This is a genomic window from Parajatrophihabitans canadensis, from assembly GCF_053764775.1.
Map to the genome: position 1 here is coordinate 3,518,518 of NZ_CM132445.1, position 11,677 is coordinate 3,530,194.

The 11,677-nt window shown below is 63.6% G+C and carries 13 protein-coding genes and 1 tRNA gene; 6 read left to right on the forward strand and 8 right to left on the reverse strand.

The features are described from left to right. Window positions 1-168: 168 nt before the first annotated feature. The 3 genes from ACSMXN_RS16960 to ACSMXN_RS16970 all read left to right on the forward strand — a co-directional run bounded on the left by ACSMXN_RS16960 (window position 169) and on the right by ACSMXN_RS16970 (window position 3,923). Window positions 169-522: a VOC family protein gene (locus tag ACSMXN_RS16960; protein ID WP_027139785.1), complete on the forward strand. Its 354-nt coding sequence runs from the start codon at window positions 169-171 to the stop codon at window positions 520-522. A 217-nt stretch (window positions 523-739) separates the two neighbouring features. After that, complete coding sequence (helR, locus tag ACSMXN_RS16965) at window positions 740-2,971, forward strand: RNA polymerase recycling motor ATPase HelR (RefSeq protein ID WP_051148991.1); 2,232 nt, start codon at window positions 740-742, stop codon at window positions 2,969-2,971. A gap of 343 nt (window positions 2,972-3,314) precedes the next feature. Beyond that, window positions 3,315-3,923 (forward strand): hydrolase, encoded by a 609-nt coding sequence (locus tag ACSMXN_RS16970; RefSeq protein ID WP_022914722.1) that lies wholly within the window; start codon window positions 3,315-3,317, stop codon window positions 3,921-3,923. A gap of 50 nt (window positions 3,924-3,973) precedes the next feature. Here ACSMXN_RS16970 and ACSMXN_RS16975 read toward each other — a convergent pair whose 3' ends face one another. Beyond that, window positions 3,974-4,546 (reverse strand): hypothetical protein, encoded by a 573-nt coding sequence (locus ACSMXN_RS16975; RefSeq protein WP_022914721.1) that lies wholly within the window; start codon window positions 4,544-4,546, stop codon window positions 3,974-3,976. Window positions 4,547-5,132: 586 nt separating this feature from the next. Between ACSMXN_RS16975 and ACSMXN_RS16980 the strand changes: the two genes are divergently transcribed. Then, on the forward strand, window positions 5,133-5,816 hold the full coding sequence (locus tag ACSMXN_RS16980; RefSeq protein WP_022914720.1) for a hypothetical protein: 684 nt from the start codon (window positions 5,133-5,135) through the stop codon (window positions 5,814-5,816). Window positions 5,817-5,980: 164 nt separating this feature from the next. Further along, window positions 5,981-6,367 carry a TIGR02391 family protein gene (locus ACSMXN_RS16985; RefSeq protein WP_155958491.1) on the forward strand — a complete coding sequence of 129 codons (387 nt, stop codon included), beginning with the start codon at window positions 5,981-5,983 and terminating at the stop codon, window positions 6,365-6,367. Between the two features lie 562 nt (window positions 6,368-6,929). On the opposite strand, the gene ACSMXN_RS16990 is transcribed toward ACSMXN_RS16985, so the two are convergent. Further along, window positions 6,930-8,126, reverse strand: coding sequence for a hypothetical protein (locus tag ACSMXN_RS16990; RefSeq protein ID WP_022914717.1), 1,197 nt, complete (start codon window positions 8,124-8,126; stop codon window positions 6,930-6,932). Between the two features lie 237 nt (window positions 8,127-8,363). Here ACSMXN_RS16990 and ACSMXN_RS16995 point away from each other — a divergent pair, with 237 nt between their 5' ends. Next, window positions 8,364-8,639: a hypothetical protein gene (locus ACSMXN_RS16995; RefSeq protein ID WP_022914716.1), complete on the forward strand. Its 276-nt coding sequence runs from the start codon at window positions 8,364-8,366 to the stop codon at window positions 8,637-8,639. Here the strand turns inward: ACSMXN_RS16995 and ACSMXN_RS17000 are convergent. The 6 genes from ACSMXN_RS17000 to ACSMXN_RS17025 all read right to left on the reverse strand — a co-directional run bounded on the left by ACSMXN_RS17000 (window position 8,636) and on the right by ACSMXN_RS17025 (window position 11,652). Continuing rightward, window positions 8,636-8,962, reverse strand: a complete 327-nt coding sequence (locus tag ACSMXN_RS17000; protein WP_022914715.1) for a ribbon-helix-helix domain-containing protein — start codon at window positions 8,960-8,962, stop codon at window positions 8,636-8,638. The two genes, ACSMXN_RS16995 and ACSMXN_RS17000, sit on opposite strands and share 4 nt — an antisense overlap. Beyond that, window positions 8,940-9,134 carry a hypothetical protein gene (locus tag ACSMXN_RS17005; protein WP_196811392.1) on the reverse strand — a complete coding sequence of 65 codons (195 nt, stop codon included), beginning with the start codon at window positions 9,132-9,134 and terminating at the stop codon, window positions 8,940-8,942. Before ACSMXN_RS17005 ends, ACSMXN_RS17000 begins: the two co-directional genes overlap by 23 nt. Window positions 9,135-9,230: 96 nt before the next feature. Beyond that, window positions 9,231-10,148 (reverse strand): tyrosine-type recombinase/integrase, encoded by a 918-nt coding sequence (locus ACSMXN_RS17010; protein ID WP_022914713.1) that lies wholly within the window; start codon window positions 10,146-10,148, stop codon window positions 9,231-9,233. 87 nt (window positions 10,149-10,235) lie between these two features. Continuing rightward, window positions 10,236-10,309, reverse strand: a tRNA-Ile gene (locus ACSMXN_RS17015). Window positions 10,310-10,385: 76 nt separating this feature from the next. Next, a complete protein-coding gene (locus ACSMXN_RS17020; protein ID WP_022914712.1) occupies window positions 10,386-11,156 on the reverse strand; it encodes an SDR family oxidoreductase in 771 nt (256 codons plus the stop codon). A 16-nt stretch (window positions 11,157-11,172) separates the two neighbouring features. Next, window positions 11,173-11,652, reverse strand: coding sequence for a VOC family protein (locus ACSMXN_RS17025; protein WP_022914711.1), 480 nt, complete (start codon window positions 11,650-11,652; stop codon window positions 11,173-11,175). Window positions 11,653-11,677: the final 25 nt, after the last annotated feature.

Consider the following 11,677-nt stretch of genomic DNA (forward strand, 5'->3'; position numbering starts at 1 on the left):
GCGCCTCAACAGGATTGGTCTGGCCTGCTATAAACGGACACGTTTTCCGTTGTCTGCAGCAGGCTGTTACGGAGTGTGCTCGGGCACTCCCGGTGTGTGACTCGCCGATCGACATGCCCAGGCATTCCGACGATGATCATGGACACCCACTGCAGCCAGGAGGACCAGATGCACGCGACCAGCATTATGACGAACCTTCGAGTATCCGACATCGAGGCAGCGAAGAGCTTCTATACCGACTATCTCGGACTGAGCACCGAGGAGTTCAACATGGGGTGGGTAGCCCGCTACGCCTCCCCCACGACAAGGGCAGCCGTACAGCTCGTAACACGCGACGCGTCTGCGCCCGAGGATTCCGTCGTTTCGATCCACACCGACGACGTGGAGGGAGCGTACGAAGAAGCGCTGCGACTCGGCTACGAGATCGTGCACCCGTTGACTGACGAGCCGTGGGGTGTGCGCCGCTTCTTCGTCCGGGCGCCAGACGGCAACGTGCTCAACATCGTGAATCACCGGGACTAATCGGCTTCCGTCGGAACCACGCGACAAGCAGGCTCGTCAAAAGTCAGCTGGCACCAGAAAGGCAGAAGGCAGCTGGGACCAGAAAGGCAGGGAGATTTCCACTCCCCGCCACTATCAACATATAGCGCACCCGGGGGCTTGCGGCAAGACCCGGGTCATGCCGCAGAATCGCTGGCCGAAGGTGGAACCCACGGAAGTTCAGGTCGGAGCTGATGAGTTGAAACCCTTGACCACTAGCGTATTTAACCTGCCCGACCACCTCAGCCTGAAGACCGACCCGGCGCTTATCGCCGGCGACGAGCAGCATTTCGCGGCCATCGCCGAGAGCCTCGAGCAGACGATCGCCGAGCTGTCCGACCGCCTTGATGCCGAGCGCAAGGTTCCAGGTCGCGAAGGGCAGGCGGCGATGGACCGGGATATGGAGGTCCACCGGCTGACCGCCCGCTTGCGCGCCCTGCGTCGTTTCGGTTTGGATCTGTGCCTCGGCCACATCGTGAGCGCAGAGGACTCGGATCCCGTCTACATCGGGCGACTCGGGCTCACCGACAGAACGGGCCGTCGGCTCCTGCTCGACTGGCGCTCCCCCGCGGCCGAGCCGTTCTTCGGGGCGACCCACGGCAACCCGATGGGTTTGGCAAGCCGCCGCAGGTACCGCTGGGCCGGTGGCCGCATCAGCGACTACTGGGACGAGGTATTCACCACAGACGGATTTGAAGGGCACGTGGCGTCGCTCGACGACCAGTCCGCGTTCATCGCCAGCCTGGGTAGTAACCGATCGGCCCGGATGCGCGACGTGCTCGGCACAATTCAGGCTGACCAGGACGCCATCATCCGCGCGGGATCGGGCGGTGCTCTCGTCGTCGACGGCGGTCCCGGGACCGGAAAGACCGTCGTCGCGTTGCACCGCTCGGCTTACCTGCTCTACTCCGACCCTCGCTTCGGCCACCATGGGGATTACCGAAGCGGCGGCGTGCTATTCGTCGGTCCGCACCAGCCCTACCTTGCCTACGTCGCTGATGTGCTGCCCAGCCTCGGAGAGGAGGGAGTACAGACCTGCACGTTGCGAGACCTAGTCACCGAGGGAGCTGCGGCGCGGGCCGAAACCGACCCGAACGTTGCTCGGCTGAAGTCGTCCGCGAGCCTCGTCAAAGCGATTGAGACGGCCGTCAGGTTTTATGAAGAGCCCCCTGCCAAACCGATGACGGTCGCCACCGATGAGACCGAGATCTGGCTGAGCGCTGATGATTGGGCCGAGGCGTTTCAGGCAGCCGAACCGGGTACGCCCCACAACGAGGCGCGCGACCTGGTTTGGGAGGAGCTGCTTACGATTCTCATCGACAAGCACGATCAAGATGGCGATGAAGCTGGCGATGAAGCTGGCGATGCCTCCCCTGGCCTGATCCGAAAGTCCCTGCTGCAGAACCAGAAACTGCTCACAACATTCAACCGCGCGTGGCCGCTGCTCGAGGCGGCCGATCTAGTCGGAGACCTGTGGTCGGTACCAGCATATCTGCGCAAGTGCGCTCCCTGGCTCAGCGCCGATGACGTACGCGCGTTGCAGCGCACAGACCCCCAAGCCTGGACGGTGTCTGACCTGCCACTCCTGGACGCAGCGCGGCAGCGCCTCGGCGACCCGGAGGTTTCACGCCGTAAGCGTCGGCATAATGCTGCTGTCGCCGCTGAACGTGAGCAGATGACCAAGGTTGTCGACGACCTGATCGCCGCCGATGACTCCGAGATGCTGGTGATGTCGATGCTGCGCGGCGAGGACACCGAGACCCTTCTCGTCGACGAGACCGCAATGCCCAGCGCCGATCCGGATCGGCTCGCGGGGCCGTTCGCTCACATCGTTGTCGACGAAGCTCAAGAGCTGACCGACGCAGAGTGGCAAATGTTGCTGCTGCGCTGTCCATCCCGGAGTTTCACTATCGTCGGCGACCGTGCCCAGGCCAGACATGGCTTCACGGAGTCATGGCAGGAACGCCTCGAGCGGATCGGGCTGAGTCGCATAGCTCTGGCTTCACTGAGCGTCAACTACCGCACTCCGGAGGAGGTCATGGCAGAAGCCGAACCGGTGATCCGAGCCGTGCTTCCGGATGCGAACGTACCGACCTCGATCCGTAGCACCGGTGTCCCCGTCGTCCATGCAGCAGCTTCGGAGCTGGGCCCGATCCTCGACGCCTGGCTCGCCACGCAGGAGGAGGGCATCGCCTGCGTAATCGGCGATCCGACGTTCCGATCGACGTCTCGCGTTCGTTCGCTGACACCGGAGTTGTCGAAAGGGCTTGAATTCGACCTGGTGATCGTCCTCGACCCAGAGTCGTTCGGTAGGGGCATCGAGGGAGGTGTCGACCGCTACGTCGCGATGACCCGAGCGACCCAGCAGCTTGTCATCCTCACGAGCCCTGATGCGCCGACAGCTCAGCGTCGCAGAGACAACGGGCAGTAGCCCCTACTCGCAGCTCCACGGCCTCACGCTTTAGGTTCTCGCTTGCTGCGAAGGCATTTGAGCCGCATGCGTGACGTCGTGTTATCCGCAACGCGCGCGCAAGAAGTACCGATGTATCGCTCTGGATTCAGGTCGACGATCGGGTAGTCAGCATCACCTGACGAATTGGTGATCAGTCACTGACCGTACGAACAGAGAGGTTCATCATCATGTCGATACGAACATCGTTGATCTTTCGGGGGTTGCTCGCCATCGTTGCTGCCGGATGGCCCGGCATTGCCTTTCACCGTTGGCTAAAGGCCCGACGCGCCGGATCAAGCTTCGTAGCAAGGGGGAAGGCGCGGTGACGAGCGAGGCGATGCGTGACCAGCAGAAGGATCACCTGCTTACCCCGAAGAACGCGGCCCTCATCATCATCGACTACCAGCCGGTCCAGGTGGGTTCGATCGCCTCGATGGATCGCCGCACGCTGGTGACGAACATTGTCGCAGTCGCCAGGACAGCGAAGCTCTACGACCTTCCCATCGTGTTGTCCACGGTAAACGTCAACACCGGTGCAAATCAGCCAACCGTGCACCAACTGGCTGACGTGCTGGACGGGACGAAGTCTCTCGATCGCACGACAATCAACGCCTGGGAAGACGAAGAGTTCGTCCAAGCGGTCAGAGCAACCGGTCGACAGAAGCTGCTCATGACCGCCCTGTGGACCGAAGCCTGCCTGACCTTCCCCACGCTCGACGCTATCGGGGAAGGGTATGAGGTCTACCCGATCGTCGATGCCGTGGGCGGCACCTCCGTCGAGGCGCACCGGGCGGCCCTTGAGCGGATCGTCCAGGCCGGTGCCAAACCGACGAGCTGGGTGCAGGTGCTGTGCGAGCTCCAGCGCGACTGGTCGCGGAAGCAGACCGCGTCGCAGTTCGCGGACCTCCTTTTTGCGGTCGAAGGACGATAGATCGGGACTGGGGTAGACGACGAAGGGAGTCGGTCGGTCTCGTCGTTCGCTCAGGTCGACATGATCGTTGCCGCGAGAGCCATGCGATGGTCCTTTGACCACGGTGCCCCCCACGTCGCGCGCGGGCCATAGAGCACCTCGTCCGCACGCTCACCCAGGCTGCGGGCCGCTTCGTCCTCGACTTCCTTGTGGTTGTAGAGGTGGACGACCCAGCCACGTTCGCGTGCGAGCTCAGCCAGTATTTGGCAGTACATGACCGAATCGGCGCGGCTTTCGTACGGCACACGGCGCAGGACGGTGATGTCGTTGGGGAAATCGGACGGCCAGGCCCGAACTGACATCGAGAAAATCGGTTGCGGCAATTCTGACGCGAGCTTGTCCACTGCCGCCGACGCGGCCCGCACAGCCGACGCCCGCACCACTGTCACCAACGCTGCGAGAGCGTCGTCGTCCAGAGGTTCCGCCGACCGGTGGAGAAGGTGCGGGCCGCCCTCGTGGTGGATCGGCGCCGCCGGCAAGCCAGGCTCGATGAGATCTATCCGTCGGCGGTCAACCACCTCGTGGCCCGCAGAGGCCGTGACGGCGATAGCCCAGCCTAGGTGATGGGCGATACCAAGGCGCATGACACTGATTCTGCCTGGGCCCTGTCAGCCTGCTCTGTTCGGCAACGGAGCCGGCACACCACCGGCTAGAACCGGCAGACTGGAATCGTCCCGCCTGATGTGCCTCAGCCGCTCGCCGAACTCGGAACCATCAATCGGAGTAAATCCGGGCCCTGTAGGGCTGAACTTGTGAGGCTGAACTTGTGGGGCGGGTCGGGCTCGAACCGACGACCCAGGGATTATGAGTTCTACTGGCCTCACCCTTGTGCGAAGCCCATTGTTTGCAGGGATTTCGGGGCTGGCCACGGTCCTTACGGCACCGAATCCTCGTCTGTCGTGAAGCTCACCGCGAGGCCCACTCCCGTGCAGCCGAGTCGACATCAAGACTGTCGCCTTCCGTATACCTCAGACCGATGATGTGCGACCCTTCGTCCGTCCGCGTCCGGGATGGCACGGATCGGAGGAGGGGGCAGCCTGAAGCCCCTCGCCGATCCGTCCCCTTGGATGCCGAAGAGTTCGGCCGACAGCGAACACGGCGGCGCGCCTTCGCGCCATTGTCACAGCGGGTGCTTAGCGTCTGGAGTCCAGACTGCTGAGGAGTCGAGCTATGGCGTCAGTAGAGAAGAAGGTCTATCCGAAGGTCGGGGCAAAACCCTGGACCGTGCTTCGCGCGCGGGCAGCGAACGCGCCTTCGACGAAGTTCTCGCCTGTCGTCGTCGCCTCTCTACTGAGCATGGCGCCCGACAGTGCTCGAAACAATGTACTGCGGCCGATGGAGAGGCTTGGCATATTTGACGGCGAGGGAAACCTGACGCCACTCGGGCAAAAGTGGCGTATCGACGCGAGCTATGCAGAGGCTTGTCAAACAATTCTCGACGCTGTATACCCCGAAGACTTGCTCGCGTTCAAAGACGCTGAAGACAAGCCGGACAAGGCACAGATCAATACTTGGTTCTCTCACCAAGGTCTCGGCGCTTCGAACGCCGGGCAGATGGCAGCGACGTACACCATGATCGCGCAGAGGACGCCTCCCGACCCGAACTCGCAGGCCGAAAGCAAGGCGAGCACGTCAAAGCTGCGCGCGACGCCAGTGAAGAAGGTCGCGCCAGCTAAGGCTGATGCCAAGCCGGCAAGCGACAGCGGCGTCACCCCTCCTCCTCCGCCGCCACCACCCGCGAACCACGGGCCGAATGTGCACCTCGACATTCAAATTCATATTCCCGCTGAGGCCACGGCGGACCAGATCGATCAAATCTTCGCGAGCATGGCGAAGCACCTGTATCCGCGCTGATTCCGTTGAACCCGATCTACGAGGTCCACTCACTCGGCCAGCGCATCAGCAGCGACCTCGCCGAGTTCGCCTCACCGAGGCCGTCTGCCCTGCCGGAGCAAGCGCGCGCGCCGCTGCCACTCGATGCGCACGACGCATTGCTAGCCCATTTCGACCGGCGAATTATGGACGAGGATCTTCGCCTTGCGACACGCAGTCGTTTCGTTTCGAAGCACTTCGCCGACGCCGTCGAGTCCGCCGTAAAGGCTCTCTGCGAGTGCATCCGCGCACGTACGGGCCGAACCGACGACGGCGACGAGCTTATGACCAATGTCTTCTCGCTGAAGAACCCGCTGCTGCGGCTCAACGCTTTGAAGTCCAAGACGGATGACAGCGAACAGCGTGGCCACATGATGCTGTGCCAAGGCGTTGTCGCGGCATGGCGCAACCCCCGCGCCCATGCTTTGCTCAACGACGAGCCGCAGCGGGCATTGCTGATGGTCGAGATGATCCAAGACCTGATGCGCGGGACAAAGGCGGCCACCAAGACGCGGAAAAAGAAATCGCCCTAGCTGGTCATAGATTCCCAGACTTCCAGTACACGGAACTCTGGGTCGTCGGCGTGCGATGACTTGCTGCGGACAATGCTTTCTACTCTGCTAGATGAGCCCGCCAAACCAGCACGAGGCCACTGGGGATATTCAAACTCAGGCTGAGCCGGCGTGGGCACATATCTTCGGGAAATTGCGACATCCCAGCGGCGGCCATGGTGTGCGATATCGCACGTGCCCCTGCCGTCGTGGCGGGCACCCGCGTGCGGCTGGGCAACCGTTGCCGAGACCCGTCCGGGTAGTGGGTCGGGCCTAAACGAGAGCAACGACATACCGTCCATGCCAACCACGATCTGCTAACGCCAGCTGGATCTGCAGCCTGTCAACGCCGCCCGACGAAGGCGCTCAGTTCGACGGCCGGGTCTGACATCTCGACGGCACCCGCGACGTCGCAGCGAACCGTGTAACCCAAGATCAAACTCGACACACCTCATGCACCCTGGTCAATAAGTCCTATTTGCTTCAAGCCGCGCAGCCGACCACAGACCGCAGGCGGTTGCGCAAACCAGCAGGTGAAGGTGCGCTAGACCAGCTCGGGCGGTATCCAGGCCGCCGGATTCAGCGGCGTAGGCCGCGTACGTCCGTCGCTTGGCGCGATCGTGCTGAGCAGGTTCGGCGTCATCCATTCGCCGGTTCGGCGAAAGCGCCGACGAGGTCTTGCGAGGGCCGCAAGCTGATCGCGGTCCGCTGGCAGGTCGGTCCATTCGTGCAACCGTCCGGAGGGACTCGCCGTTGTTGGTGCATCGTCGAGCGGACCAGACACCGCATCCAGGTACGGGCCGCCGTACCACGCCCACCACATCGGATACGGCGGCAAACCCAGCCACCCGGTTCGGCTGACGGGCATGATCGGCCATTCGGTTTGGCTGTCAGCCCCTGAACTCCGTCCGTTCCATAGGTGTCCGCGGGTGACCTCCGCCGACGCGTAGAAGCAGCCGAGTCTTTCAGCGAGCCCGACGAAGAGACGACGCAGCGCGTCCCGCCACAGCTCGTCGGCCAGCGGCTGGGCGTGTACGGACAGACTCATCGTCCAGACCCGGCGGGGATGAGCGTCAGCTGGGCCAGCCCACATCGAGCCTCCGATGCACGGTGTACTCGCGGAGAGGAACAGCAGCGAGGTGGCAGTGCGCCAAGCGGAGTCGAAGCCTTCGTCGCCCACTTCGGCGAGCTTGTGCTGGAACGGCTCGTACTCGCCGAAGCGACTGGGCAGCGCTTCGGGCAGGAACTTTCGAGCGAGCTCGACGTACGCGGCGGCCGAACCAGCGCTGAGCTTTTCGGTCTGCACATACCAGCGGAGGTCGACCTCCGCGATGCGCTGATCCTTGTTCGGCTTGGCCGCGACGCGCGCGGACCCACGACTCCACACCTCGTCTGCCTGCTGATCCACAACGGCACCGCCGAGAGTCTGTGCCAGTCGGCGTGCGAAGCGCACCGCATACGGCACGTCCGTCGGTGCCGAGCCCTCAACCATGACCGTGTACATGTGGCTCACGCCAAGCACCGCTGCCGTGACGTCGTAGGGCACGTCCTCGGCCTCGACGCGGAAGGGGCCCCCGACGGTGAAGCAGTAACGAGCCCGCACGCCTCGGACGACGACCACCGAGTCACCGGTCGATGAGCTGGATCCATCGAGCGCCAGGTCGCGGGTCCCGGTCACGGTCTCCAACAACTCTGCTGGCTCAGCCGGACGCGAGACATAGACGGCGAGGTCATAGGACACCGCACGATCTTGTCATCTTGGCTCCCGAACAACCGGGTTAACCAGGCTCAGACGGGGGTTTACGTCGGGCAGGGCACTCGTTACCCCATGCCCGCGCAGCGCCGAAAGCCATTCATAAAATCCGCCTCGCCGAGAGTGGCACTAACGGGCCCGAAATTTCACCTGCCCCTATAGACGGCCCTGGCGAACCTGCGCGCTCCGTCGGCAGCGAGGTGCTGCGCGCGGCGAGGATTCGACATGGACAACGAACAGGGAAAACGCACGCGCCACGGGAACGATCGCGTGTTGATCGCACGCATCGCCGCTGCTGAGCGGTGGGGTCGCACGAGCGACCGAACCGCAGCAACCGAGCCGGCACGACGGGGTCTCCGCGCGAAGTTCGAGCGCGAGGCCGACCCGGAGGGCGCGCTGTCGGCGCAGGAACGCGCTCGGCGCACCGATCAACTGATGCAGGCACACATGCTGCGGATGTCCAGAGCAGCAGCGCAGGCGCGACGACGGTCAGCGCGCTAGGAGGCGCGCGAACGTACGTAGTCCTCAAGCGCGTGCCGAGCCAACGCAGAGAGACTGACACCCTCATCCTCGGCGACCTGCTCTGCCTGCGTGCGCAACTCCTCCGGCACCCTGAACTGCACGCGCGGGGAATGCACCGAGCCGCCGGACAAGGACTTGCCGCCCGGGATCAGGTTGCGGCGACGAACCTCGGCCAACGTCTCTTCGGCGATCTGCTCAGCGAGCTCGTTGGTTAGCCGGCGCCCGTCCTTGAGGATGAACGCTTCCTCGTCCAGGTCGAGGTCGGGTCCGATCACGTACTCAGTCTTCGTCTTTCTCGCCATCGCCGTGTCCCCTTCTGAACTCGGTCGGCATCGCATGAATGACGGCCAGCGTCTCAGGATTCCTGTCGTCTGGCACCGCAATAATCTCCAGTTCGACGCCGCGGTCATCGACTCCGACGAACAACAACTGATCGCCGACCTGGATCGGATCCACCGCGTTCATCACCGCCACGATGTGCGCGACTCCGACCTTGTGTCGACGGCCGGAACGCACAACCCGTATCCCAGTCACGTCGAGTATGTCATACATGTTCGAAGGTTCGCCACGTCAGAGCCGATCCCCGCGGGCCTTGAGTCGGTGCGCGTCGCGCGCCCGTCCGTCCGCCGCAGAGGCGGCGTAGCGCCCGACCATCTCCCGCGAACGCCAACCGGCCAGTCGCATCAGGTCGTGCTCCTGCCCACCGGTCGCCAGCCAGTCGTGGGCGAACGTATGCCGAAACTGGTGCGGGTGCACGGCCGGAATCCCCGCGTCTACGCAGCGCCGTTCGAGCATCTGACGTACCCCTGAGTCGGTCATTCGTCCCTTCTTGCCGAGCCAGAACGGCGAGGAGTCCGCGGCGTCGTGACGACCACGGAAGCGCAAATACCGGCGCAGAGCGTCGGCGGTCTTCGACCCGAACGGGCAGGCACGGTTGCGCCCGCCCTTACCGACGACGAGCGCGACCTGATGCTCGAAGTCGACGTCCTCGACGCGCAGTCCGCACAGCTCACCCGCCCGCATCCCGGTGTCGAGCAGCAACCGGATGATCGCAGTGTCACGACGGTTCTCGAAGGTGTTGCCCTTGCACGTAGCCAGCAATGCCGACAGCGCCGCGTCGTCGAGAATCGGAACCGGTTGCTCGGGAACCGAGGGCGGGCTCATCCGCTCCATCGGCGAGCGCGGGATCTCGCCGTCGTCGGTGAGCCACTTGAACAATTGCTGCAATGAGCGGTAGTGCTTGGCCACGGTGGCCGGCGACAGACCGCGCTCGCGCATGTCGGCCAAGTACTGCTCGACGTGCTCGCGAGCGATCGTCCCCGCCCCGTCTGGCATCCCGTTGGCGGCGAGATAGTCGGTGAACGACTCCCCCACCGACAGGTACGACGCGATGGTGGCGAGCGACCGCCCACGGGCCCGCAGCGAGATCCGCCAGTCGGGCAGCAGCCCGACGAGAGGCGCCACAGCGGGCGATTTCACCTTCGGCATGCGTCGAGTGTACTCGTCTGTAATGCCTGTGTGCGGGATTGCGAACCTCTGTTGATAAGCGTGGAGGCCTTATATTTACTAGGATTGTGGGGCGGGTCGGGCTCGAACCGACGACCCAGGGATTATGAGTCCCCTGCTCTGACCAGCTGAGCTACCGCCCCTGAAATGCCTTCCTGTCGTGCGTCCGCCTTCGCGGCGGACCTCGAACAGACTACCTAGGGGCGTGGGCGGGCATGCTCACAGGTACAGCGGCGTACCGCCAGTGACCCTGATCGTTTCACCGGTGATGAAGCTTGACCGCTCCGAGCACAGGAACAGCATGGTGGACACGATGTCGTCCATCGTTCCCTGCCGATGGATCAACTGACGCTCGTTGATGATCTGGTCGATCATCTCAGCGGGCAGCTCTGCCATCGCGTTCTCGGTGGCCATGAGCCCGGGCGAGATGGCGTTGACCCGAATGTTGTCGGCCGCGAATTCGGTCGCGAACGCCACGGTGAGCCCGCGCACGGCCAGCTTCGACACGCCGTACGGTGACGAGCTCATATGACCGGCCATGGACGAGATGTTGACGATCGAGCCACCCCCGCGTGCCGCCATCGAGCTCCGGCAGGCAACCGAGCAGTTCACGACACCGATCACGTTCACGTCGAACAGTGCACGGACGTCGGCACGACTGAGCACCGTGAACGGTTGGTTGTACTTCAGCAAGTGCTTGCCGGCATTGTTGATGAGCACATCGATGCCACCGAATTCGTTCACGGCGGCTGCCACCGCTGAATCGACAGCATCTTCGTCGGCGACGTCGCACTCCAGGGCCAAGGCCTGGGCGCCCGTCCCCCTGAGTTCCTTCGCCGTTGCCTCGGCGGCGGCGAGATCGATGTCGGCAAGCACCACACGCACGCCGTCATCAGCCAGCGCAGTCGCGAACGCCCGACCGAACCCGACCGCGCCCCCAGTAATGAACGCGACCCGTTCCGGTGCAGAGGTCACCTGTGCAGAGGTCATATGTGCAACTCCTCCATCATTGAGATTCAGTAGGTGTCAGGTTTCGAATCATGCCTGGCCAGTCCGGCATCCCAGCCCGATCGACGATCTCGATCCGCAGGCCTGCGGCGTCCTTGAGAAAAGCGAAGGCCGCGGGCTTCTTGCCGTCGACTATGCCGCATGCTTCCATCTCGAAGCCAGCCTCGATCATCCGGTCAGCTGTCGCCGCTAGGTCATCAGCGAAGTACCCGAGATGGTGCGCGGCATTGCCGGGTGCGGGCATCCACGGCGTCCCCGGCAACTGCTGGATCAGCTCGATATGCGGCGCATCGATCGAATACACGAAACGAACCTCGAGCATCATCTCGCCCGCGACGGTCCAGATCGGAATCTTGCCGTCGATCGGGACCGTGAACCGGTATCCGGCCAACGCGGTCATGCGTTGCATAGCGGCCGGGAGATCGGGAACCATGAAGCCGGTGTGGTAGAGGTCAGCCGCTTTGAGCGGTGAAGGCACAGCTCTCACTCCTCAGGTCGAACTG